Origin of the sequence: Cedecea lapagei, assembly GCF_900635955.1 — a bacterium.
Classification (GTDB): Bacteria; Pseudomonadota; Gammaproteobacteria; order Enterobacterales; family Enterobacteriaceae; genus Cedecea; species Cedecea lapagei.
In genome coordinates, this window is the sequence record NZ_LR134201.1 from 2,896,332 (window position 1) to 2,919,647 (window position 23,316).

Genomic DNA, 23,316 nt, shown 5'->3' on the forward strand with positions numbered 1-23,316 from the left:
TGGACTGACCCGTGCTGGGATTGGCTCTGATGCCTTTGTGTTGACCTGTCGTCTGTTCTGGTATTTCCCGGGCATAACCGGGCCCAGCGTTTGTGACCTGATAGGAGCTTTGTACTGCATCCCGAGTGTCCTGTCCTGCGATGGGGATGGTTGTGCTACCAATATCTGGGGGCAAACCATGCAAAACGACCACAAATCTTCTGAAAGCGTGATCCTGGGGGTTGATACACACCTTGATATTCATGTCGGTGCTGTTATCAGTCAGGCAGGTAAACTGCTTGGCACTCACATTATTCAAACAAATCAAACTGGTTATCTGGAACTACTTGATTGGGCTCGTTCTTTTGGGTGTCTCGAACGAGCTGGCATTGAAGGAACCGGAACGTATGGTGCCGCATTAACACGTTATCTCATTAAGAATGGCATTTATGTGGTTGAAGTTAATCGGCCAGATCGCTCAAAACGTCGCCTTGAAGGGAAGTCAGATCCCCTGGATGCAGAAAATGCAGCCCGGTCAGTTCTTTCAGGGAGCAGCAAGGCCATACCCAAAATGCAGTCCGGCGCGTGTGAAGCTCTCCGGATTATCAGTGTTGCCCGACGCAGTGCAGTAAAAGCCCGCACGCAGGCGATTAATCAGCTTCGTGCGCTGCTGGTTAGTGCCCCGCAGGATGTCCGCGACAAACTCTGGAAATCGAAACCACACGAATGCGTTACCGCCTGCATTAACAGCGAGGTATCAGAGTATTCTCCATTGCGGATAGCCCTGTGCAACACTCTTCGAAGCCTTGCGAAACGATGGATGGCCCTGACTGAAGAGCTGAATGAACTGGACGAATCACTGGATAAACTGACCCGTAAATATGCCAGTCATCTTCGTAGCCAGTTTGGGGTAGGACCACAGACGGCTGCAACACTGCTGGCCGTTGCAGGTGATAACCCCGAACGTTTAAAAAATGAAGCGGCTCTGGCATCGCTCTGTGGCGTAAATCCGTTGCCAGCATCATCGGGAAAAACTGTCAGGCACAGATTAAACCGCGGCGGCTCACGCGAAGCTAATAACGCCCTGTGGACAATAGCCCTTGTGCGTATGCGTAGTGATCCGCGCACAAGAATCTATGTCGACAGAAGGACTGGTGAAGGGCTGTCGACCAAAGAGATCCTGAGATGCCTGAAGCGCTACATCGTCCGTGAACTCTATCCATTGATTTTATCAGATCTCGCCTATGCCAATCGCCCGCTCTTGACATAGGAGCGTCAATAGCCCAATGGAGCGCTTCTTCAGGAGCCTGAAGAACGAATGGGTTCCGGTGACGGGCTACGTAAGCTTCAGCGAAGCAGCTCACGCTATAACGGACTATATCGTTGGGTATTACAGCGCGCTCAGGCCGCATGAATATAACGGTGGGTTACCACCAAACGAATCGGAAAACCGATACTGGAAAAACTCGAACGCGGTGGCCAGTTTTAGTTGACCACTACACTTTCGCTTGATCAGAAATGTGAATTCATCGATAGCGTCATAGCCTTGGTTACGAGAGAAACGGTCTACAGACTCAATGAGTAAGCACCCTTCTGTAATCTCCCCTGTCTCTACACGCCGTTTAAATTGTTCTAATTAACCTTTAGTAAAATTGTGCCCCTTGTAAGCCGACAAACCTTTATCACTTTCCATTACTTCATGATTGCTGAGACCGAGTTGATAGCCTAATTCTGTAGCAATTTAACGTTTTCGAGGAAATCCATTACCGTACTGATCTGCCTGTCTAAACCAAAAGCATCAACCTGTTGCATACTTGATACTCTGCTATAGACATACGCTTTGACAGCTCTCTTATCGCCATCTATACATTCTTTTACGCCCATTCTGGTGCGATTAAAGGAGAGACCCATGAGCATGTATGCAACCCTGGAAGAAGCCATTGATGCCGCGCGGGAGCAGTATCTTGCCGATAACCCGAGCGTGGATGAAGAGAGCGCCAGCGTCGAGCAGTTTAATTTCCAGAAGTACGTTTTGCAGGATGGCGACATCATGTGGCAGGCCGAATTCTTTACCGACGACAGCGAGCAAGGCGAATGTCTGCCGATGCTAAGCGGTGAAGCGGCGCAAAGCGTGTTTGACGGCGATTTCGATGAGATTGAGCTGCGCCAGGAGTGGCTGGAAGAGAATACGCTGCACGAATGGGACGAAGGTGAATTTCAGCTCGAGCCGCCGCTGGACACCGAAGAGGGGCGCACGGCGGCAGACGAGTGGGATGAGCGTTAGCCGCTACTCATAGGGCCCGTGGCTGGCGTCAATCGGCAGCAGCAGGGTATCGAAGATCAGCGAAAACGGCAGGTCTAGCACGGTAATATAACGCCATGCGCCCTCGCGTACATCCCAGCGCACGCCGGGGTAGTACTGGTTGCCGTGCCCCTGCCCCGGCACCGTCCGGCTAATGATGCTGCCGCAGCCGCTCAGCAAAAAGGCCATCGCCAGCACCGCAATTATTTTACCCACACATGCTCTCCTGTCAGGAAGCGCTGAGTATAACCAGCGCCGGATAAAAGGCAAAAAAATGCCGACCCGAAGGTCGGCATCTTCACAGCTCTACTGCGTTACTTTGCCGGGAGCGCCAGCGGATTAAGCTGCAGCTTCCTGTAGCTATCCACCCAGGAGGAATAGCGTTCCGGATTCGCCCAAACGCGGTAATGCAGGCGCGACATGGTCATCGGGTCGCTCAGCAGCACCAGGCGACGGTCACGGTTAAGTTTGTCCGGCGTTTCGTTAAGCGCCTGCTCAACGTGACGGTCACGGGCAATCTCCAGCACCAGGCTCTTGCGATGACGAGCCGTTGCCATCGCGGTACTGAGGGCGTTAAACGACGGGTTAAACACCGCGTGCATAAAGCCATCGTCCAGCGTACGGCTGCGGTTCAGCTCCAGATAGTTCTCGGTATCCACCAGCACCTGAGGCGGAGAATACTCTTCCGGGATCAGGAACAGCTTCCAGCGCTTGGTGCGCAGGCCAAGGCTCGCCCGGCTCGAGAGTACGGAAACGAACGGCGACAGGATCAGCGAGAAGACAATCGGCGCCAGCCAGAACAGGAAGCGCAGATCCAGCCACGCCATTCCTACTGCCCAGACCAGCCCCAGCAGCAGCTGAGAGCCGTGGCGCATAAAGGCTTCGCCCCACGGCGTGGAGTCATCGTCACGCTGCGGTGAGTTCCAGACTACTTCCCAGCCAAGGAACGCGCTGACCACAAACACGGTGTGGAACAGCATACGCACCGGCGCCAGCAGCACGGAGAACAGCACTTCAAGCAGCAGTGAACAGGTCACACGCAGGAAGCCGCCGTACTCTTTGGAGCCTTTGCACCAGATAAGAATGATGCTCAGCAGCTTAGGCAGGAACAGCAGCACCATCGTCGAGGCAAACAGCGCAATCGCCAGCTCAGGACGCCACTGCGGCCAGACCGGGAACAGCTGTCGCGGCTGCAGGAAGTACTGCGGCTCGGTCAGAGCATGCACTACCTGCAGGGCCGTCGACAGCGCGAGGAACATAAACCACAGCGGCGCAGACAGATAAGACATTACGCCCGTCAGGAATACCGCACGGTGGACAGGGTGCATCCCTTTCACCAGGAACAGGCGGAAGTTCATCAGGTTGCCCTGGCACCAGCGACGGTCGCGCTTCAGCTCATCCAGCAGGTTCGGCGGCAGTTCTTCGTATGAGCCCGGCAGATCGTAGGCAATCCACACGCCCCAGCCGGCACGACGCATCAGCGCGGCTTCCACGAAGTCGTGGGAAAGAATCGAACCAGCAAAGTTCCCTTCACCCGGCAGCGGCGCAAGCGCACAGTGCTCGATGAACGGCTTGACGCGGATAATCGCGTTGTGGCCCCAGTAATGGGATTCACCCAACTGCCAGAAGTGCAGGCCAGCGGTAAACAGCGGGCCATAGACGCGGGTAGCGAACTGCTGGCAACGCGCATACAGCGTGTCCATACCGGAGGCTTTTGGCGAAGACTGAATAATCCCCGCCTTCGGGTTGGCTTCCATCAGGCGTACAAGATTCGTCAGACAATCACCGCTCATGACGGAGTCAGCATCCAGCACGACCATGTAGCTGTACTGGTTGCCCCAGCGGCGGCAGAAGTCATCAATGTTGCCGCTTTTACGCTTCACGCGGCGACGGCGGCGGCGATAGAAGATTTGCCCTTCGCCCTGCACCTCAGCCACCAGTTCCATCCAGGCCTTCTGCTCGGCAACGCAGATATCGGGGTTATAGCTGTCGCTGAGGATGTAGACGTCGAAGTGCGCCTGCTGCCCGGTCGCCTTTACGGACTCCCAGGTCGCACGCAGGCCGGCAAACACACGATCCACGTCTTCATTACAAATAGGCATAATAAGCGCGGTACGGTGCTCAGGGTTGATGGGTTCATCCCCTACCGTTGACGCAGAAATGCTGTACTTGTCTTTGCCCATGAGCAGCTGCAGGAAGCCCATCAGCGCGGTCCAGAAACCGGCAGAGACCCAGCAGAACAGCACGGCAAACAGGATCAGGATACCGCTTTGCAGGATATACGGCAGCAGCTGCATGAAGGAGACCCACAAATCCTGGCCGCCCATGTCCGTCGGGTTAATCAACGCCCAGCCCTGATACGGAAGAATCGTCTTCATGTACCAGGTCGCAACCACGGTTTGCGCCAGCGTCAGGATCAGCAGGATGTAGCGACGGATGGTCCCGACGGTACGCCATTTCTGCTCGGACGCCTCTTCTTCTTTTGACGCAAACTTTGACTTCGTTTCACGGCCAAGCAGGCGATCCCAGAAACGGCCAATCGGGTTGGTACGCCACGGGTCCGGGAACATAGAAGCGCGCGTCGCTTTCGGCATTGCCTGAAGCTGAGTGCGCCCTTCTTCATCGGCTATCAGCTGTTCGCCGCCGAGGGATCCCGGCCAGCTCGCCTCGAGGCGAGCTTTTACCGAAGCAAGGGGAGAGTCATCCGCGCGTTCATAGCGGTGATGCTGCGCGTCAAGCGCCTCATGCACCGCCTGAAGATCGGTCTCAGGGAGACCCGCCTTCTGCTCAGCAGAAAGCGGAAGTGCCTCAATGTAATCGGGCGAGAATTCAGTAGACTTATTCATTGGCAGGCAGCTGGTAGCTCCAGGTTTCACTCAATGTCTGCTCGCCGTTGACCAGCGCAGCACGCATCTCCGTCGTCTTCTTCTCGTCTTTCAGCTTCACGCGCAGCGTTAAGCGCCAGCCTTTGGTGACCGGGTTATAACGCACCTGGCTGTCAACGATTTCACCGTTATCGCCAATGCTGGTCTGGGCGGTTACCGGCGTATCGGTTGGCAGCTTTTTCATCTCTGCGCCGGTAAAGTCCACGACAAACGCAACGGTGCCATCAGGCTGGCGAATCAGGTTTGACTGCTTCACGTCGCCGGTAGAACGGCGGGTTTGCAGCACATACGCGTTATCCTGCGCATGCATTTTATCTTCGTCGCGGCTAAAGGTGATGGTGTACTTGAAGTTCATCTCTTTGCCCGGTTCCGGCAGCTGATCCGGCGTCCAGTAAGCCACGATATTATCGTTAGTTTCGTCGTTCGTTGGGATCTCAACCAGCTCTACGCGGCCTTTACCCCAATCCCCTACCGGAGCAACCCACGCGCTCGGGCGCTGATCGTAACGATCGTCTAAATCTTCGAAGTTCGAGAACTGACGACCGCGCTGCAGCAGGCCAAAGCCAACCGGATTTTCCGTGGCGTAAGAGCTTACGGCAAGGTGTTTCGGGTTGTTCAGCGGACGCCAGATCCACTCGCCGTTACCGGCGTGAATAGAGAGACCGTTGGAGTCATGCAACTCCGGGCGGAAGTTGGTGGTCGGGGACGGCTGATTCGGCCCAAACAGGAACATGCTGGTCAGCGGCGCTACGCCCAGTTTGCCCACCTTGTCACGCAGATAAACTTTAGACTGCACGTTCACCACGGTGTCACGCCCAGGGGTGATAACGAAACGGTAAGCCCCGGTCGCTCGTGGGGAATCAAGCAATGCGTACAGGGTTAACGTTTTATCCGTAGGCTTCGGACGCTCAATCCAGTATTCACGGAAGCGCGGGAACTCTTCGCCGGACGGCAGCGCGGTATCAATCGCCAGGCCACGGGCGGAGAGGCCATACACCTGGCCGGCGCCAATGACGCGGAAATAACTCGCTCCGAGCATGCTGACAATTTCGTCGTTCTTATCTTTGCTGTTGATCGGATAGAGCACTTTGAACCCGGCAAAACCGAGATCTTTTACGGTGTCTTTATCGTGCTTTACATCACCGAAGTTAAAATAGTCCGGGTTGTATTTGATCTGATGTACCGCGGTGGCGGTCACTTCGTTGATGGTCACCGGCGTATCGAAGTACATACCCTGATGGTAGAACTCGAGCTTGAATGGGGTCTTGATGTTGTTCCAGTAAGCTTTGTCGTGATTGAACTGGATCTGCTGGTAGTCCGCATATTTCATGTCGCGGAATTGCGAAGGCAGGTTGCTCTTCGGTGCTTCGTAGCTCTTGCCCGCTAAGGTTTTCGCCTGTTTTGCGACGTCGTCGATAGTGAAGGCCCAAACCGAGGTGGTATAAAGGGACAACATTACCGCAGCGCCAAGCCAGGACATTTTCATCATATTTGCTTTATGTTTCATATTAACCAGCACATCCCCCTTTGTGTGCTTAAATCAATCTATCCATTTTAATGGAAAGTTTTGCTTTCCGACAACCAAATCACCGCTTTGTTCAGCGTACTGGCTCAGGGTTTAAGCAAAATAAAGACAACTGCTTACGCTTTAAGAGTTCATCCTGGCGACAGGATGACATGCTTAGTGTAGGGTTGCCACGAATATGTAGACTGAACTGGACTTTTAGCCTGATGGGATAGGGTCTTAAGGATAAGACGAATAGTCTGAAAATGTCTGGAGTATTATGAGTAAAGCACCGCAACAACGTGAGTTTTTCCTGGATTCTATCCGGGCATGGTTGATGCTACTGGGCATCCCGTTCCACATTTCGCTTATCTATTCAAGCCATCAATGGCACGTGAATAGCGCGATGCCTTCTGCAAGCCTGACGCTATTTAATGACTTTATTCACGCGTTTCGTATGCAGGTATTTTTCGTTATTTCTGGTTATTTTTCCTACATGCTATTTCTACGCTACCCGCTGAAACGCTGGTGGACCGTACGCGTAGAGCGGGTCGGCATCCCGATGCTGACGGCTATCCCGCTGCTGACGCTGCCTCAGTTCCTGATGCTGCAGTACATCAACAACAAAGCGGGCCTCTGGCATACGCTCACCGGCTACCAAAAATACAACACGCTGGTCTGGGAACTGGTCTCCCACCTCTGGTTTTTACTGGTACTGGTGATATTAACTACCGTCGGTATGTTTTTGTTTCAAAAAATTAATAATTTTATAATTCGAAACGAACAGAATAATAATTCGTCAATTACCCTGGGAAAACTCTCAGTTTTATTCCTGGGCTTCGGTCTTATATATGCCGCTATTCGGCGTACTATTTTTCTTATTCACCCGCCATTATTAAGTGACGGGCTGTTTAATTTCATCGTTATGCAGACGCTGTTCTATCTGCCGTTCTTTATGCTCGGTGCGCTGACCTTCAAACGCGAGTCGCTGAAGATCCTGTTTACCACGCCTTCACGCGGGTGCCAGGCGGGCGCAGCCCTGGCGTTTACGGCCTATTTATTGAACCAGCGCTACGGCAGCGGCGATGGCTGGATGTACGAAACAGAGAGCGTAATCACCATGCTGATGGGGCTTTGGATGGTCAACGTCGTCTTTTCGCTAGGCTACAAAATGCTGAACTTTAAATCAGCGCGCGTGACCTATTTCGTCAACGCATCGCTGTTTATTTATCTGGTACACCACCCGCTCACGCTCTTCTTCGGCGCCTTTATCACGCCGCACATCACGTCCAATATTTTAGGTTTCTTCAGCGGGCTGGTCTTTGTCGTCGGCATTGCGCTACTGCTTTATGAGCTGCACTTACGTATTCCGCTACTTCGCTTCCTGTTTTCAGGAAAGCCAAAGGAAAAAGCGTCTACGCCACAATCATTTGCCGGGTAACACATTAAAGGCCGGTCATGTATACCGGCCTTTGCTCTCTTGCGCTGGGCAGAATAACCTTCCTGCATTTAAGATTGATGAAGGTTACGTGATCTTTTTATGACACTCGGCCGCAATCTGCTGATAAATCTGCATGTTTTCGTCATCAAAACAGACAAACACCACGTATTCCGGCAGCGGGCGCAGGCCGATGTATTTATAGGCGGTGTCCCAGGCGATGCGCGCCGCCTGTGCCTTTGGACATCCATACACCCCGGTACTGATGGCCGGGAAAGCAATCGAGCGATAGCCGTTAGCCGCCGCTAAATCCAGGCTATTGCGGTAGGCCAGCTCCAGCAATTCAGCTTCATTCTGCTCACCGCCGTGCCAGACCGGCCCCACGGCGTGGATCACCGCTTTCACCGCAATATTTCCCGCTTCGGTAATCACCGCGTGGCCGGGAGCGCATTCTCCCTGAAGCTGGCGTACCGCTTTACAGGCTTCCAGCAGCGCAGGCCCGGCGGCGCGATGAATTGCCCCGTCCACTCCCCCACCGCCCATCAGCGAAGGGTTTGCCGCGTTGACAATCACATCGACCTTAATCTTTGTAATATCTCCCTGGACTACCTGTATACGTTCACTCATTAACCACTCTCCCCCTGTACTTTGCCGTAGTCTATTCTCGTCGGGCGGGGCGCGTACATGACTATTATCGTTTCCGCACGTTTCAACTTTTAAACCTGTTGGGATATCAGCCACAAAAAGTCCCGCCTTAACGGGGCATTTGTTATTGGATTAGAAATCAACAGTCATGGAAAGTTTCAACGTACGTGGGTCGCTTTGCGTAATATACGATCCGCTGTCATCGATGGAAGCCCAGTATTTCTCGTTGGTCACATTTTCCACGTTGGCATGCTGGGAGCCGGTTTTTCAGCCAGGCTCTTCTCGCCGGCCAACTTCAACGAAAGTATGAGCCAGGTCAGGCGTAAACGGCTCAGGCCCGCAGCAGGCAATCAGCCACTCTCCGCAGACAATATGCTGCAAATGCAGGTTCGGCGGGCAGAGCGTTTCCAGCGGCAGAAACAGCTCTGGTATTTGCCAGACCGTTCCGCCCCGCTGCTTCACCACAGCTTCGTGGGCCGTCCACACACGCCAGAATGCCGCAAGCTGCTGCGCTTCTGGCAGACCTTCCAGCCAGTCATTAAGTGCCGGGGAAAAACTGTGTCTCGCCACCGCCCGCCAGCGCTTACGCGGGCGCAGCAGCTCGATGTCACAGCCAACGGGTCGGTTGCCCGTGAGTACCGCAACGGCGTCTGCACTGTTTGAAATATTGAATTCAGGCAGCTGCGGGTGCCATGGCTTGCCGTGAGCCCCCTTTTGCAACGGCGGCAGGACGCCGTTATCCAGCAGCTGCGCTAAAAGCACTCGCCCGGCAAGCCATGTAGAGCGCCGCGCTCCCAATGGGGCCATAGCAGTCAGCCCATGAGACAGCCAGCGCCTGACGGAGTGTGGATCACAAAGATGCTCAACTCGTCCTACGGCCAGACGGTAATTTGCATTAGAAGACAAAGCGTTTACGCTCTTCCGGGGTAAGCCTGCGTGGTTCTGGCTGATAGTGGCTGAAGGTTATCTCCGTTGAGTCCTCCTCAACGTCATGAAGCTCGACACGGTCGAGAGACTTCTCGCCATAAAGCGTAATTGAGCGGAACAGACCGCTGAGGGGTTCATTAGAAGGAATCAACACCAGCCGCCACTTCCCCTGCCCGAGGTCAGAAAATTCGCTAATAAAGTCTTTCTCAAGCGTTTTACGATCGATATAAAAAAGCATGCGTAATAGCTGGTTGAACTGGAACATTTGCGGATTATTCTCCGCGGTGATGGCCTGCGGCGGCTGATTACCCATCACCTGAACCATACGGTTATCGCCCACAATGAGCCGCATGGGGAAAGGCAGGCGCTGCTGCCACCACAGCCCTTTATTCTTCGCCACCACAACCCGCCCGCTGGAATGCAACGGCTGGGTCTGCCCTTTGATCTGACGCTCCTGCTGAAACTGCGCCCGCATGACCGGTGCAGCAGCAAATCGCTTTTGAATGTCATCAAGCGTCACCGCGCCGGCCGCCTGAGCTACCAGCAGAAGAGAGAGAAGCAAACTTTTTTTCACAGCACCAGCCCTATACGATCAACCTGAACCCACACGGACTAGTTTACTCTGCAACGCAGTTTGAAACCAAAAGTAGAAGGCCCGCAAGCAAAACGGGCCTTAACGCTATAGATAGGTTACCTGTAAAATGGCCAGGGTATGCTGTGGGTTGAGGTAGCGCACGTTGGTTTGCAGCGTGCTGTCGTTGTGGAGCGTGACGCCATCTAAGGAATTGAGGGCTACGGTCTGAGTGATGAGTTTGCCTTTCTCGCTGCAGGTCATTGCGACATTTGCACTTGCAGGCGCCCATTGACAGCCGCCTTCTACTATTTCACCCCGAAAATGGATAATGCCAGAGGATGCGGCCTGAGAGAACGGTGAAACCGCTACGGTCAGGGCCAGACAAAGCAAATACTTACTATAAATTGCTTTCATGTTCATTACTCCTCGATTGCTGTCGTCCCTGAGGTTATCGGCAGAAAATCAAAGATAATTAAACAGTGATCCATGTTTTTTATTCTTGCAATACCAACGTCACATATCTGTAGGGCAGGTTAATGTTTTCCGCAGCCCAGGATACTGTAACGGTTCTGCGCCTGGCATACGTATACCTGCTGGAGCATCACATTTTCCTCAGCGTATGAGTGAGATGTATCAACTCGATTCAGGACGGGTCACGCCCAATAAAAAAAACCAGCTTTCGCTGGTTTTTTATTCGCTTAACACAAGGTCAGTTTTTGATTTTAGCTTTTCTCGCCGCCCGGCAAGCCAAAGCCCGCTGTTTTTCATCGCAAAGCCAAATACCAGACCTAACAGCAGCGAAGGCACCACGTTATGCCACTCCCCCTGATTCGCAAAGGTTGCGCAGGCGCCGATAAAAGTGCCGGGGACAAACGACAGCAAAATATGACGAGCCTGAATGCACATCAGGAACGCCACCACGCCGGTCATAACATAGCCCAGAATATCAGCATGTGGGGCCAGGGCGCTGCCGTGAATAATCACCAGCGCCCAGAGTACGCCGCTGCAAAGGGTGCAAAGTGAAATAAAAAACCCCTTCACACCGCCCTGCGGACAGGCAAAATAAGCGGTGCAGCCGAGGAAACCAGCCCAGGCCAACAGGCCGAGGCTCACCGCCACCCAGCCCCAAAGGCCAGAGAGAATACCGGTGGTGAGCGCAAGAGGAATAAGTGTTTTCATGGCGCCGTATCATAGCAGAGACATTTCTGCCCACTACGATCTGGCGCACATTTTTTGTAAATCAAAAATCAGCGTTGCATTAAAAGCGTGATGAAAATCACACTTACTCCTCCGCTGATTCTTCCAGTTCGTCGCGCATGGCCTGCAGTGCCTCACGGCTGATCGCCGCCAGCGTACGGTAGAATGGAGTTGTGGCATGGGCCTCTACTTTGCCCAGGAAAGTCCCGCACCATGGCATCAGGTAGTCGTCAAACAGGGTAACCTGCGCCTCAAACTCATCCTCCTGAGACTGATCCTCAAGCCAGGATGCCGCCAGCAGCAGAGTGCCAAAATGGTCGGCGGGTGAATCCCCCAGCGGCATCCCGCGCTGTTTCAGGAACTGACGCACTTCTCCCTCGTCGCTGCCCTCTTGCCAGGCAGAGCGGAAAGGCGGCACGCTGCACTTCTCCCCCACAAACAGGGCATTAAAATCCGCCGACAGCAGCTGTGGGTCGCCGGTGTTTTGCAAACGCCCCAGCAGCTCATCCTGCTCCAGTGGCCAGCTTGCCGCCAGCTTCCCTTCACGGATCAGCGTAAACAAAGGCACCAGCAACGGATCCTGCGGCTGACGGTAAAATAGCGATCCGAGTACGCGGCAAATAATTGAAAATTCATTCATGACTGGCTTTATCCATTACGGGTGTTAATTACAGTGTGGCAAATTCGGCAATCGGCGCCATGCCGCGAGCTTCAAGGAAGCCCAGCAGGCGTTGCGGGGAGACATTAAGGATCCGATCTTCAGGGAAGTTGATGTCATCGAGGATTTTACGGCATTCGGTAAAATCACCCAGCGTAAAGGCGGTATGGGAGTCCGAACCTAAAGCCAGCCAGCCGCCTGCATCACGCACGGCTTCAGCAATAGCGCGGCAGTTTGGGCCGCTGCCGATACGAGAATGGGTGAATGAAGAGTTGTTCAGCTCAAGCGCAACGTTATATTTCGCCGCCGCCGCCGCAACGGCCGGAATATCAATTTCGAATTTAGGGTTACCTGGATGGCTGATGATATGTACATCGCCGTTCGCCATCGCCGCGATCATCGCTTCGGTATGGGTTGCTTTATCTTTTGGCGGGAAAACGGGCTCATGGAAGCCGGCGATGATTAAATCCAGCGCGTCCAGCATAGGGCCCGTGCAGTCAATTTCGCCCGCCGTATTTTTAATATTCGACTCAATACCGCGCAAAATACCGACGCCGTCGACCAGCCTTGGCCAGACACGCATGTTCACGAAGTGCCAGTAATGCGGCGCGTCCGCCATGTCCGGCCCGTGGTCGGTAATGGCGAAAAGCCTGATGCCTTTGCTCTTCGCTACGGCAATGTAATCATGGAGGGTGCTGTAGGCGTGGGTGCTGGCGACGGTATGCATATGCAGGTCAACGGGGTACATGGCTTTCTCCTTTTCTATTTTGACTAAGGATACCAGTAATCCATGACAATTTTTAGCCTGCTGCAAGAAGGTTACCAGCCCGGCAAAAGCCGGGACTGATGCTTAATAACCGTGCTGAAGAGAGACTTCACCGGAGACAGATTCCCCGTTTTCCAGCTGGGTAATCGTTTTTGCAATATAGCTAATGGCCTCGTCAGGACGCGTCACCGCAGCCACGTGAGGCGTCATTGCCACTCGAGGATGCGTCCAAAGCGGATTGCTCTCTGGCAACGGCTCTTTAGAGAAGACATCTAGCATCGCCCCTTTAAGTTGCCCGGAATCTAATGCCGCCAGCAGATCGGCCTCGACCAGATGAACGCCGCGCGCCAGGTTAATGACGTAAGCCTCTTTGGCCAGTTGGCTGAGCAGCTCACGGTTGATGATACCGACGGTCTGCGGCGTATTGGGCAGCAGGTTAATCAGCACGCGTGTACCGCTTAAGAAGGCGGGCAGCGCTTCGCCACCGGCAAAGCTTTCTACGCCAGGGAAATCTTTTTTGCTGCGGCTCCAGCAGCGTACGGGGAAGCCCCAGGCTACCAGGCTATCAGCCACTTTACCGCCAAGAACGCCGGCGCCGAGAATGCCAATGGTAAAATCCTCGCGGCGATAATCATCCAGCGGCTGCCATTGCCCCTGCTGTTTTTGTCTCTGGTAGTCGTCAAAACGCCTGAACCAGTGGAGCACCTGGCTGACCGCATACTCCTGCATCTGCAGCCCCATTCCCGTATCTTCCAGGCGGAACAGCGGCACGCCGTCAGGCAGCATGTCCGGATGAGCCTGAAGTTTGCTGAGAATAGCATCGACGCCAGCCCCCAGCGCAAAAACGCCCTTAAGCCCTTTTCGACCGCTAAGCATTTCCACCGGCGGATGCCAGACTAAGGCATAATCGGCGGGCTGCCGATCACCCTGCTTCCACTGACGGACTCGCGCGTCCGGCAGGGCCTGCTGAAGGCGATTCAGCCAATACTCTGTGTCAAAAGTGGGATGATGAAAAATAATGTCCATGCTGACTCCTTTTTCTTAGGCTTACCCGAATATGAACGCCCTGCCCCCCCTGATGCAATAAAAAGCAGCATCTTGTGATGCTTTTAGAATCAGGTTGGATGAAGTTTGGCTAAACGCACCAAAAACATGAAATTAGCATTGACGGCGAAGGTCATTTTCCCTAAATTAGCGCCCGTTCCAGCAGCGCTGGAGCAACAATATGGTGAGGTGTCCGAGTGGCTGAAGGAGCACGCCTGGAAAGTGTGTATACGGCAACGTATCGAGGGTTCGAATCCCTCCCTCACCGCCATATTTAAAGAAGAGCTCGCATGCAAATGCGGGCTTTTTTTTCGCATGTTGTACCGCGAGGGAGCGGATGAGAACCCTTGACCGGGTTCGACAAAACGGCAGGACAGCCGTTTTGCATTGCCTCCGGCAACCCGAAGGGCGAGCGCCATGGACGGCGCGAGTGATATCCCTCCCTCACCGCCATATTTAAAGAAGAGCTCGCATGCAAATGCGGGCTTTTTTTTCGCATGTTGTACCGCGAGGGAGCGGATGAGAACCCTCGACCAGGGTTTGACAACCTGCTTTAGCAGGTTGGACAGCGGTATCACTTGTGATAACGCTGCCCCGAAGGGGTGAGCTTGCGAATCACTAACGGCAGGACAGCCGTTTTGCATCGCCACCGGCAACCCGAAGGGCGAGCGCCACGGACGGCGCGAGTGATATCCCTCCCTCACCAACGGCGTAAATAGATTGGCCGGGCGGGACCTTTTTCCAGGGGATTTGCCTTAAAACCGCCCTAACCGCTCAGACCTTAACCGAACGCGGCATAATCCATAAATTAGGCTTGACCGAAGAGAGCCGACTCCCTATAGTAGCGCCCCGTTGCCCAGCTAAGGCGAGCAACAAACAATATGGTGAGGTGTCCGAGTGGCTGAAGGAGCACGCCTGGAAAGTGTGTATACGGCAACGTATCGAGGGTTCGAATCCCTCCCTCACCGCCATATTTAAAGAAGAGCTCGCATGCAAATGCGGGCTTTTTTTTCGCATGTTGTACCGCGAGGGAGCGGATGAGAACCCTCGACCAGGGTTCGACAAAACGGCAGGACAGCCGTTTTGCATCGCCACCGGCGACCCGCAGGGCGAGCGCCACGGACGGCGCGAGTGATATCCCTCCCTCACCGCCATATTTCATGAAAGAGCCTGAACTCACGTTCAGGCTTTTTTATTGCCCGTAACCTCATGAGGGACGGATGAGAACCCTCGACCAGGGTTTGACAACCTGCTTTAGCAGGTTGGACAGCGGTATCACTTGTGATAACGCTGCCCCGAAGGGGTGAGCTTGCGAATCACAAACGGCAGGACAGCCGTTTTGCATTGCCTCCGGCAACCCGCAGGGCGAGCGCCACGGACGGCGCGAGTGATATCCCTCCCTCACCGCAAAGCAGCAAGCCCAGCCTTGCCACCGAGCTTTGTAGTGATGAAGTCGGTGAGCTATAGCTTAACCAGACTGGCTGTCGCGAGATTGCGCTGCTTTCGCAGAGCCTCCAGATCCTGCGAGGTCATTTTTTTTAATGCCGAAGTGGGGCAAACACCCACGCAGGCGGGGCCAGGCTCGCGGGTTATACACAAATCGCATTTGATGATAGCCGGTTCCGTGCCGCTACCTGACTGAATGGATATGGCGCCAAACGGGCAGGCGACAACGCAGCTCTGACAGCCTATACAGCGTCCCGCTTCTGCCTCCACTCGCTCTGCACCAAAGGTTAATGCTCCGGTTGGGCAGGCTCCTACGCAGGGCGCATTTTCGCACTGATGGCACATCACCGGGACGGTGACTTCACTAAGACGCAGCACCTTCAACCGGGGATGAAATTCTGCCCCCTCAGAGATATGCTCCAGCGCACAGGCAATTTCACAGGTGCGGCAGCCAATACAGGCCTGCTCGCTGGCGACAATAAAACTGGTCATAGGCTTCCCCTGCCGGCAAATCGCTCCAGCATGTCGCGTGCGGCACGATGCCCTGCCGCCATTGCGGTCACCACCAAATCAGCGCCCGTGACGGCGTCTCCTCCGGCAAAAACCTTATCGTTACCGGTCTGCGTCTCGCCCCGTCCTTTACCACCGGTAACAATCTGCCCCCTGCGATCCAGCTTAATGCCTTGTCCGCGCAGCCACGGCATGGCATGGGCCTGAAAACCGAACGCCATAATCAACACGTCGGCCGGGAGCTCGAATGTCGAACCGGCTATCGGCTCTGGGCGACGGCGGCCATCCTCGCCCGGGGCGCCCATTTCGGTACGAATCATCTTCACGCCGCTGACCTGCCCTTTACGATTGAGGCGGATAGCCTGAGGTTGAACGTTGAACTGAAATTCAACACCCTCCTCCCGCGCATTGACCACCTCTTTCTTTGAACCCGGCATGCTCATTTCATCACGGCGATAGGCGCAGGTTACCTGTGTGGCTCCCCGGCGGACAGCAGTGCGCAGGCAATCCATCGCGGTATCGCCTCCCCCCAGCACCACCACGCGTTTTCCTTTTATCTCCGTCAGCGGGTAGTCCGATATTTCTTCAAGCCCTATGACCTCACGGGTGCTGGCAATCAGGAACGGCAATGCCTGGATAACTCCCGGCGCATCTTCACCTTCAAGACCGGCAGACATCAGCCCGTAGGTCCCCACCCCGAGGAAAACGGCATCGTAATTTGCGACTAGTTCCTCAAAGGCGATGTCACGCCCCACCTCCTGATTAAGATGAAAGTGGATGCCCATAGCACTGAAGATTTCACGGCGCATGGCAAGAATATTTTTGTCCAGTTTGAAGGGAGGGATCCCAAAGGTTAACAAGCCGCCGATCTCAGGATGGCGATCGAAAACATCCACCTGAATGCCTTCGCGGGCCAGCATATCAGCGCATCCAAGACCAGCAGGACCCGCGCCAATCACCGCCACCTTCTCCTGGCGAGGCTCGCCCTTCGCTTTGCCAGGGCGCCAGCCCATAGCCAGCGCGGTATCGGTGATATGACGCTCGAGATTACCGATAGCCACGGATCCCCCCTGGTTTTTCAACGTGCAGGCGCCCTCGCATAGCCTGTCCTGCGGGCATACCCGGCCGCAAATTTCCGGCAAGGAGCTGGTCAGGTGGCACAGCTCTGCGGCTTCGACGATCTTCCCCTCATTAACCAGACGAATAAAATCGGGAATGGCGTTATGCATCGGGCACGTCCAGTTGCACCACGCCTTTTGAGCGCAATAAAGACAACGCTCGCTTTCATAAGCGGCCCCACTCTCACCCAGCTCCTGGTAAATCTCGAGGAACTGTGTTTTCCTCTCGGCGGGATCAACCTTTTGCGCTCCCCTCCTCGGCGGCTTATCCAGCGCAAGCTGGCGCCGGGCACCGCGCGAGGCGTCAAGCGGTTGTCCAAGGGCAGAACGGGTCTGGCGCGTATTTCTTAGCTGGTTGATCGCTCTGTCATCCATCAGGCGCAGAGCTTTAGTAGGACAGCTCGCCACGCAGGCTGGTTTACCTGAGGGATGCTCCCGGCAAAGATCGCACTTCTGCGCCAGGTAAGGGCCCTCTTCGTCGCTGGCCACCATTTCAATAGCGCCAAACGGGCAGGCAATGACACAATTTTTGCAGCCAATACAGTCGGCCCGACTCAGCTGCACGCCGTCATGAGAGAACGATAATGCCCGTGTCGGACAGGCGCTGACACAGGGGGCGTCATTGCAGTGATGGCACGTTGTGGCGGTGCTGGCATTACCCTGAAAGTACACGTGAATACTCGGGTTAAAGTCACTACGCCTTAGCGGCCAACTGTCCCGATGATGTGAGGTAACGCAGGCAACCTCACAGGCATGACACCCGATGCAGTTCGCCGCATCAGCAATAATAAAATGATTCATTGGCTTCCCTTTCCTCTTGAGCTCACAGCGTATTGCGATGCAATTTTCAGGCGATATTTTTTTGTTTTATTAACCCATGGGTCATTTTTTGCGGGTCATCTCAAAAAATGCCACAAATACTCACCCGAAGGGAAAATAAAGCCGCACTTATTATCCTGAATCATTAAAACCAATACTGTATTTACTCAAACTGATAAGAGATAGCGAATTTTTCATAGAAAAATGAGAGGAAAATCATCTCACTGTGAAACTAAATATTTTTATCAGGTGAAAAGGTTAATGCAATTCATTAGTGCAATAAATATATCGACGACGACTCGTGATTTATTTCACAGCTATATTCGTCCAAATACGGAGGGATTATTTTGGCATAGCTTGCGCATATCCCTCTCCGGGCGCGCAGTTCCGTTGAGGGCCTCATCAGCCCTGGGAGGCAGCAGCATCTCACGGTTATGTACGCCGGGGTTGCCCGGCGTACAGCAGGCTATATCACTCGGTTCTTGTAGCCCATTTAGCGATGGTCTGTTTTTTTAACGCTCACTGTCAGACGGGAATAAAAGATGAAAAAAGTCACCACCGTGTGCCCGTATTGCGCTTCCGGCTGCAAAATGCAGCTGGTAGTGGAAAAAGGTAAAATCATTCGTGCAGAAGCGGCGATGGGAAAAAATAACCAGGGTACTTTGTGCCTGAAAGGCTACTACGGCTGGGATTTTCTCAATGACACTCAGATTCTTACCCCACGGTTGAAAACGCCGATGATCCGTCGCGAGCGCGGCGGCAAGCTGGAAGCCGTGTCCTGGGATGTAGCGCTGAACTACGTGGCCGAACGCCTTAGCGCCATCAGGGCCAAATATGGCCCGGACGCCATTCAGACCACGGGTTCCTCACGTGGCACCGGCAACGAAACTAACTACATTATGCAGAAATTTGCGCGCGCCGTTATTGGTACCAATAACGTTGACTGTTGCGCCCGCGTTTGACACGGCCCCTCGGTTGCAGGTCTGCACCAGTCGGTCGGTAACGGCGCCATGAGTAATGCCATCACAGAAATCGATAACACCGATCTGGTCTTTATTTTTGGCTACAACCCGGCAGATTCACACCCTATTGTGGCGAACCATATCCTCAACGCCAAACGCAATGGGGCCAGGATTATCGTCTGCGATCCGCGCAAAATTGAAACCGCGCGTATTGCAGATATGCATATCGCGCTGAAAAACGGGTCAAATATCGCCCTGCTCAACGCCATAGGGCACGTTATCATTCAGGAAGAGCTTTACGATAAACCTTTCGTCTCCGGGCGCTCTGAGGGCTTTGAGGAGTACCGCACGATCGTCGAGGGTTATACACCAGAATCGGTTGAGGAGATAACCGGCATTAGCGCGAAGCAAATCCGTGAATGCGCGCGAATGTACGCCAACGAGGCTACTGCGACAATTTTGTGGGGGATGGGAGTTACCCAGTTCTGGCAGGGTGTGGAAACGGTGCGCGCGCTGACGAGCCTGGCAATATTGACCGGTAATCTGGGGAAGGCCCATGTCGGCGTCAATCCGGTACGCGGGCAGAACAACGTGCAGGGTGCCTGCGATATGGGAGCCCTGCCCGATACCTACCCCGGCTATCAATACGTAAATTCGGTCGAAAATCGTGAGAAGTTTGCCAGAGCATGGGGCGTCGACAGCCTGCCAGACCGCGCCGGTTATCGTATCAGCGAACTGCCGCACCGTGTGGCAAACGGGGAAGTGCGGGCAGCCTACATCATGGGTGAAGATCCGCTGCAAACCGATGCCGAACTGTCGGCCGTCCGCAAGGCATTTGACGAGCTTGAGCTGCTCATCGTGCAGGACATTTTTATGACTAAAACGGCGGCGGCAGCGGACGTGATCCTGCCATCAACGTCCTGGGGCGAACATGAAGGGGTTTACACCGCCGCAGATCGCGGTTTTCAGCGCTTCTTTAAAGCGGTAGAACCGCAGTGGGACCTGAAAACTGACTGGCAAATCATCTGCGAGATCGCCACCCGGATGGGCTACCCGATGCGCTATGAGAACACGCAACAAATCTGGGACGAGCTTCGACATCTGTGCCCGAATTTTTACGGTGCAACCTACGAAAAAATAGGCGAGTTCGGTTACATCCAGTGGCCGTGCACCGAGGAGTCGGATGCCGACCAGGGAACGTCATGGCTTTTTAAAGAGTCCTTCTCCACGCCGGATGGCCTGGCCCGATTCTTCACCTGCGACTGGCAGGCACCCATGGAGAAGCTCAGCGATGAATATCCCCTGGTGCTGTCAACGGTTCGTGAAGTGGGCCATTACTCGTGCCGCTCAATGACCGGCAACTGTGCAGCGCTGTCGAAGCTGGCGGATGAACCTGGATATGCGCAGATCAACACCGCCGACGCAGAACGTCTTGGCATAAAAGATGAGGAGTTAATCTGGGTTAAGTCGCGTAAAGGGAGAGTGATCACCCGGGCGAAGGTCAGCGACCGCCCTAACCCAGGTGCAATTTACATGACTTATCAGTGGTGGATCGGGGCATGCAACGAGCTGGTTAGCGAAAACTTAAGCCCGGTAACCAAAACGCCGGAATATAAATACAGCGCGGTAAATATCGAGAGCATCGCCGATCAGCAGGCCGCTGAACGGTACGTTATCGAAGAATACGGTAAGCTGAAAGAAAGACTGCGAAAAAGCGTCGTCGGTTAGAGCCAATAGCCCTCTGAAATGAGAAACCGCAAGGGTGATGATCTCTTTGTTATCGTCGAGACAAGCGGCGATTGACTCGGGCTCAATATCACCCTGCATCAGAGAGCCGGGCTGGATCAAAAGGAGATACTGGCTATCACAATAATCATGTGGCGTTGATAGCAGAAGGTTATCTCTCTCTGCCGCGATAGCTTTATATCAGGTCTGGCTTTTATTCCCTTTGCGCTGATACTTCTCCGGCAACGGCGGAACCGGACGGCGGTCGTCGATCAAATGGAGTACCGTAAGCACCGGATGGTAGATCAGCATCCGGGGGCCGCCCCAGCGCATGACCTGCTTCATCTCTTCGCGTTTCGCCGGCTGGTAGCAGTGAATTGGGCAGTGCTTACAGGCGGGTTTTTCTTCGCCAAAAGCGCAGCGATCCAGCCTTTTGGCAGCATAGTCGTAAAGCTGCTGGTAATGACCAGGCTCGGTGCTGGCGGCAGGATTTTTACGCTCATACAGGGTGAGCATTTTAGCGATGGTTTGCTTCTCGCGCTGAATACGTTTTCCGGACATGGTCAGTACCTGATTGACCGGTAAAGCGTGCGGTCAATAATTGTCGATAAGATGCACATATAATACACCTTATCGACGACTGGCCGAAGGGAGAATTGGGGTTACAGGTCGCGGAAGGTTCCCAGGCGGTAACCTCGTTTGGCAAGCGCGGCCTTCAGCGACTCTGAGGTCAACACGTCGAGCTCCGCAAGACGTGGGTAGCAATAATTACTTTTCAGCAATGTGTTATCCACAAAAGATGGGTGGCACATCACCTCAAGCGAGGCTTCCTCCCGCTTAGCTGAGGCATCCACACACTCCAGCAGCAGGCTTTCAGAAATCGCCTCTCCGTAAAACTCGCTGCTAAATCCTTGCGTAGAACGCACGCCGGTTAGCGAAATATTATCCCGGGCCGCGGCATCACGATCAACGCGCAGCGGGATCCCTTTCGCATTGGCAAAAGCGGCAACGACAGGGAAAATCTCCGGGATCATATGTACGTGATGATGGCTATCCAGGTGGGTTGGCTCAATGCCAAAAATAGCGATAAAGCGCTGATACTGACTTTCAAGTTCGCGCCCGATCTCCTCCCGGTTCAGCAGCCCCTGCTCCGCCATTTCCCAGATCCACTTACCCAGCACGCCGGTGCCGCGAGTCAGTATCGGCATATCGGTTAACGGCTGCCCCAGCGTCAACACAAAGTGCATGCCGACACCCAGTCCCGGATAACGAGCACACAGCCCGGCCGCATGTTTAATCGCTTCCGCATTGACCAGCGCGGTGGTCGACGTCACCACACCGTGGTGAAACGCTTCGATAATGCCGTAGTTTTGCGCCTTGCTCAGGCCAAAATCATCGGCATTGATAATCAGTAAGCGGTCCATAGCATCCCTCCTGAGTAGCCCTCCCCGTCCAGGGAGGGCAAGACATTAAGCCAGTTTTTCGATAGTTTTCGCAAAGTTTGGCAGATGCGCTTTATGGGCAAGCAGCATCTCTTTGGCAATCACCTCAGCATCCTTGTCGGAATGGATTAGCGGGCTCAGGTTCAGCGCCAGCAGCACATCGTTGAATTCACCGCTCAGCGCGGCCTGACTGGCCGCCACTTCAAAGCCTTTGATGGTATGAATCAGCCCCATCACTTTCTCGTCGAAGTGTGTGACACGCGGATGCGGTCTCGCGCCATCGCGGCCGATGATGCTGGTCGTCTCGATAGCCCAGTCAGCCGGAATATTGTCCACATGGCCGTGGTGCGGAATGTTCACGTAGTGCTCAGTCTGCTTATCATTGTAGATGGCGCTGATCACTTCGCACGCGGCGTCAGAGTAGTAAGCCCCGCCGCGCAGCTCCAGCTCTTTCGGTTTCACATCCAGATTCGGGTCTTTGTAGAGCTCAAACAGCTGTTTTTCGACCTTCTGCACGACGGAAGCGCGCGCCCCGCCTTTGTAGAACTCGCCCATTTCGATGGCCAGCATCTCTTTCTGCTTGAAGTAGTACAGCAGGTAAGAGCAAGGCAGCAGGTTCAGAGAACGAATCAGCCCTTCGCTAAACGGCATATCGAAGATGTTTTTCACCGAGTTTGCGCTCAGCTTGCCGCTGGCGACACCGTCCAGCAGCTCTGCAAAGCGGGATTCGCCGTTAACCAGCACGTCTTTAATAAACACCATGTGGTTCAGGCCGAAGAGATCGATACCCAGGTCATCTTCCGGAGTTAGCTTCAGCACGTCGGTAATAAACATCTTCATGCCAACAGGGATGTTGCACACGCCGATGAATTTTTTGAAATTGGTGTGGCGGAAAACCGCCTCAGTTACCATCCCGGCCGGGTTGGTAAAGTTGATAACCCAGGCATCCGGGCAGATTTCCTGCACGTCTTTAATGATGTCGAAAATCACCGGAATGGTACGCAGCCCTTTGAACAGGCCGCCCGCGCCGTTGGTTTCCTGGCCGAGGTAGCCGTGGCTTAGCGGAATGCGCTCATCCAGCTCACGTGCCTTCAGCTGTCCTACGCGCAGCTGGGTGGTGACAAAGTCCGCATCTTTCAGCGCTTCACGGCGGTCAAGGCTCTTGTGTACCGTCATCGGCACACCGGCGTGCTCAATCATGCGCTGGCAAAGATTGAAAATAATATCCTGTTTCTCTTTTCCCGCTTCGACATCCACCAGCCAAAGTTCGGTGATCGGTAATTCATGGTAGCGCTTAATAAAACCTTCGAGTAATTCTGGGGTATAGCTGCTGCCGCCACCGATAGTAACAACTTTTAATTTCTTAGTCATACAG

At 54.2% G+C, this 23,316-nt stretch carries 20 protein-coding genes, 2 tRNA genes and 1 pseudogene; 7 read left to right on the forward strand and 16 right to left on the reverse strand.

Annotation, left to right across the window (positions count from 1 at the left end):
• Positions 1-178 precede the first annotated feature (178 nt).
• The 3 genes and pseudogenes from EL098_RS14060 (at position 179) to EL098_RS14070 (ending at position 2,263) form a co-directional block, all read left to right on the forward strand.
• Positions 179-1,249 (forward strand): IS110 family RNA-guided transposase, encoded by a 1,071-nt coding sequence (locus EL098_RS14060; RefSeq protein WP_126354924.1) that lies wholly within the window; start codon positions 179-181, stop codon positions 1,247-1,249.
• A 7-nt stretch (positions 1,250-1,256) separates the two neighbouring features.
• A pseudogene (locus EL098_RS14065) lies at positions 1,257-1,472 on the forward strand (integrase core domain-containing protein); the annotation flags it as partial.
• A gap of 416 nt (positions 1,473-1,888) precedes the next feature.
• A complete protein-coding gene (locus tag EL098_RS14070; protein ID WP_126356836.1) occupies positions 1,889-2,263 on the forward strand; it encodes a MysB family protein in 375 nt (124 codons plus the stop codon).
• Positions 2,264-2,266: 3 nt separating this feature from the next.
• Here the strand turns inward: EL098_RS14070 and EL098_RS14075 are convergent, their stop codons facing one another.
• The 3 genes from EL098_RS14075 to mdoG all read right to left on the reverse strand — a co-directional run bounded on the left by EL098_RS14075 (position 2,267) and on the right by mdoG (position 6,655).
• On the reverse strand, positions 2,267-2,470 hold the full coding sequence (locus tag EL098_RS14075) for a YceK/YidQ family lipoprotein (protein ID WP_008453536.1): 204 nt from the start codon (positions 2,468-2,470) through the stop codon (positions 2,267-2,269).
• Between the two features lie 125 nt (positions 2,471-2,595).
• Positions 2,596-5,127, reverse strand: coding sequence for a glucans biosynthesis glucosyltransferase MdoH (mdoH, locus tag EL098_RS14080; protein WP_126356838.1), 2,532 nt, complete (start codon positions 5,125-5,127; stop codon positions 2,596-2,598).
• Positions 5,120-6,655: a glucans biosynthesis protein MdoG gene (gene mdoG, locus EL098_RS14085; RefSeq protein WP_126358453.1), complete on the reverse strand. Its 1,536-nt coding sequence runs from the start codon at positions 6,653-6,655 to the stop codon at positions 5,120-5,122. Before mdoG ends, mdoH begins: the two co-directional genes overlap by 8 nt.
• Positions 6,656-6,950: 295 nt before the next feature.
• On the opposite strand from mdoG, the gene mdoC reads away from it, so the two are divergent.
• Entirely contained in the window at positions 6,951-8,111 is a 1,161-nt protein-coding gene (gene mdoC / locus EL098_RS14090; protein WP_126356839.1) for a glucans biosynthesis protein MdoC, read from the forward strand.
• An 84-nt stretch (positions 8,112-8,195) separates the two neighbouring features.
• Here the strand turns inward: mdoC and ymdB are convergent, their stop codons facing one another.
• The 8 genes from ymdB to ghrA form a co-directional block, all read right to left on the reverse strand.
• On the reverse strand, positions 8,196-8,735 hold the full coding sequence (gene ymdB, locus EL098_RS14095) for an O-acetyl-ADP-ribose deacetylase (protein ID WP_126356840.1): 540 nt from the start codon (positions 8,733-8,735) through the stop codon (positions 8,196-8,198).
• A gap of 285 nt (positions 8,736-9,020) precedes the next feature.
• Positions 9,021-9,560: a 4'-phosphopantetheinyl transferase superfamily protein gene (locus EL098_RS14100; RefSeq protein WP_126356841.1), complete on the reverse strand. Its 540-nt coding sequence runs from the start codon at positions 9,558-9,560 to the stop codon at positions 9,021-9,023.
• An 88-nt stretch (positions 9,561-9,648) separates the two neighbouring features.
• Positions 9,649-10,254: an outer membrane lipoprotein carrier protein LolA gene (locus EL098_RS14105; RefSeq protein WP_126356842.1), complete on the reverse strand. Its 606-nt coding sequence runs from the start codon at positions 10,252-10,254 to the stop codon at positions 9,649-9,651.
• Between the two features lie 105 nt (positions 10,255-10,359).
• Positions 10,360-10,668: a fimbrial protein gene (locus tag EL098_RS14110; protein ID WP_126356843.1), complete on the reverse strand. Its 309-nt coding sequence runs from the start codon at positions 10,666-10,668 to the stop codon at positions 10,360-10,362.
• 276 nt (positions 10,669-10,944) lie between these two features.
• A complete protein-coding gene (locus EL098_RS14115) occupies positions 10,945-11,433 on the reverse strand; it encodes a DUF1097 domain-containing protein (protein WP_126356844.1) in 489 nt (162 codons plus the stop codon).
• Between the two features lie 103 nt (positions 11,434-11,536).
• On the reverse strand, positions 11,537-12,091 hold the full coding sequence (locus tag EL098_RS14120) for a TorD/DmsD family molecular chaperone (protein WP_126356845.1): 555 nt from the start codon (positions 12,089-12,091) through the stop codon (positions 11,537-11,539).
• A 28-nt stretch (positions 12,092-12,119) separates the two neighbouring features.
• The gene (locus tag EL098_RS14125; RefSeq protein ID WP_126356846.1) at positions 12,120-12,857 is read right to left on the reverse strand and encodes a phosphatase; all 738 of its coding nucleotides are present in this window, start codon (positions 12,855-12,857) and stop codon (positions 12,120-12,122) included.
• A gap of 102 nt (positions 12,858-12,959) precedes the next feature.
• Entirely contained in the window at positions 12,960-13,901 is a 942-nt protein-coding gene (gene ghrA / locus EL098_RS14130) for a glyoxylate/hydroxypyruvate reductase GhrA (RefSeq protein ID WP_126356847.1), read from the reverse strand.
• Positions 13,902-14,102: 201 nt separating this feature from the next.
• On the opposite strand from ghrA, the gene EL098_RS14135 reads away from it, so the two are divergent.
• Positions 14,103-14,190: transfer RNA gene (locus tag EL098_RS14135), tRNA-Ser, on the forward strand.
• 612 nt (positions 14,191-14,802) lie between these two features.
• Positions 14,803-14,890: transfer RNA gene (locus EL098_RS14145), tRNA-Ser, on the forward strand.
• A gap of 490 nt (positions 14,891-15,380) precedes the next feature.
• Here the strand turns inward: EL098_RS14145 and EL098_RS14150 are convergent.
• Together EL098_RS14150 and ygfT are read right to left on the reverse strand one after the other, a co-directional pair.
• A complete protein-coding gene (locus EL098_RS14150) occupies positions 15,381-15,857 on the reverse strand; it encodes a 4Fe-4S dicluster domain-containing protein (protein ID WP_126356848.1) in 477 nt (158 codons plus the stop codon).
• Positions 15,854-17,794: a formate-dependent uric acid utilization protein YgfT gene (gene ygfT / locus EL098_RS14155; RefSeq protein ID WP_126356849.1), complete on the reverse strand. Its 1,941-nt coding sequence runs from the start codon at positions 17,792-17,794 to the stop codon at positions 15,854-15,856. Before ygfT ends, EL098_RS14150 begins: the two co-directional genes overlap by 4 nt.
• A 560-nt stretch (positions 17,795-18,354) precedes the next feature.
• Here ygfT and fdhF point away from each other — a divergent pair.
• Positions 18,355-20,502, forward strand: a complete 2,148-nt coding sequence (gene fdhF / locus EL098_RS14160; RefSeq protein ID WP_126356850.1) for a formate dehydrogenase subunit alpha — start codon at positions 18,355-18,357, stop codon at positions 20,500-20,502.
• A 198-nt stretch (positions 20,503-20,700) separates the two neighbouring features.
• Here fdhF and EL098_RS14165 read toward each other — a convergent pair whose 3' ends face one another.
• The 3 genes from EL098_RS14165 to EL098_RS14175 form a co-directional block, all read right to left on the reverse strand.
• Positions 20,701-21,060, reverse strand: a complete 360-nt coding sequence (locus EL098_RS14165; protein ID WP_126356851.1) for a nitrous oxide-stimulated promoter family protein — start codon at positions 21,058-21,060, stop codon at positions 20,701-20,703.
• A 101-nt stretch (positions 21,061-21,161) separates the two neighbouring features.
• A complete protein-coding gene (gene chbG / locus EL098_RS14170) occupies positions 21,162-21,923 on the reverse strand; it encodes a chitin disaccharide deacetylase (protein WP_126356852.1) in 762 nt (253 codons plus the stop codon).
• A gap of 45 nt (positions 21,924-21,968) precedes the next feature.
• A complete protein-coding gene (locus EL098_RS14175; RefSeq protein WP_008455636.1) occupies positions 21,969-23,312 on the reverse strand; it encodes a 6-phospho-beta-glucosidase in 1,344 nt (447 codons plus the stop codon).
• Positions 23,313-23,316: the final 4 nt, after the last annotated feature.

Coding starts and splice junctions, on each gene's coding strand:
- EL098_RS14060 (WP_126354924.1), top strand. CDS start 179: ATGCAAAACGACCACAAATCTTCTGAAAGCGTGATCCTGGGGGTTGAT.
- EL098_RS14070 (WP_126356836.1), top strand. CDS start 1,889: ATGAGCATGTATGCAACCCTGGAAGAAGCCATTGATGCCGCGCGGGAG.
- EL098_RS14075 (WP_008453536.1), bottom strand. CDS start 2,470: ATGGCCTTTTTGCTGAGCGGCTGCGGCAGCATCATTAGCCGGACGGTG.
- mdoH (WP_126356838.1), bottom strand. CDS start 5,127: ATGAATAAGTCTACTGAATTCTCGCCCGATTACATTGAGGCACTTCCG.
- mdoG (WP_126358453.1), bottom strand. CDS start 6,655: ATGATGAAAATGTCCTGGCTTGGCGCTGCGGTAATGTTGTCCCTTTAT.
- mdoC (WP_126356839.1), top strand. CDS start 6,951: ATGAGTAAAGCACCGCAACAACGTGAGTTTTTCCTGGATTCTATCCGG.
- ymdB (WP_126356840.1), bottom strand. CDS start 8,735: ATGAGTGAACGTATACAGGTAGTCCAGGGAGATATTACAAAGATTAAG.
- EL098_RS14100 (WP_126356841.1), bottom strand. CDS start 9,560: ATGGCCCCATTGGGAGCGCGGCGCTCTACATGGCTTGCCGGGCGAGTG.
- EL098_RS14110 (WP_126356843.1), bottom strand. CDS start 10,668: ATGAAAGCAATTTATAGTAAGTATTTGCTTTGTCTGGCCCTGACCGTA.
- EL098_RS14115 (WP_126356844.1), bottom strand. CDS start 11,433: ATGAAAACACTTATTCCTCTTGCGCTCACCACCGGTATTCTCTCTGGC.
- EL098_RS14120 (WP_126356845.1), bottom strand. CDS start 12,091: ATGAATGAATTTTCAATTATTTGCCGCGTACTCGGATCGCTATTTTAC.
- EL098_RS14125 (WP_126356846.1), bottom strand. CDS start 12,857: ATGTACCCCGTTGACCTGCATATGCATACCGTCGCCAGCACCCACGCC.
- ghrA (WP_126356847.1), bottom strand. CDS start 13,901: ATGGACATTATTTTTCATCATCCCACTTTTGACACAGAGTATTGGCTG.
- EL098_RS14150 (WP_126356848.1), bottom strand. CDS start 15,857: ATGACCAGTTTTATTGTCGCCAGCGAGCAGGCCTGTATTGGCTGCCGC.
- ygfT (WP_126356849.1), bottom strand. CDS start 17,794: ATGAATCATTTTATTATTGCTGATGCGGCGAACTGCATCGGGTGTCAT.
- EL098_RS14165 (WP_126356851.1), bottom strand. CDS start 21,060: ATGTCCGGAAAACGTATTCAGCGCGAGAAGCAAACCATCGCTAAAATG.
- chbG (WP_126356852.1), bottom strand. CDS start 21,923: ATGGACCGCTTACTGATTATCAATGCCGATGATTTTGGCCTGAGCAAG.
- EL098_RS14175 (WP_008455636.1), bottom strand. CDS start 23,312: ATGACTAAGAAATTAAAAGTTGTTACTATCGGTGGCGGCAGCAGCTAT.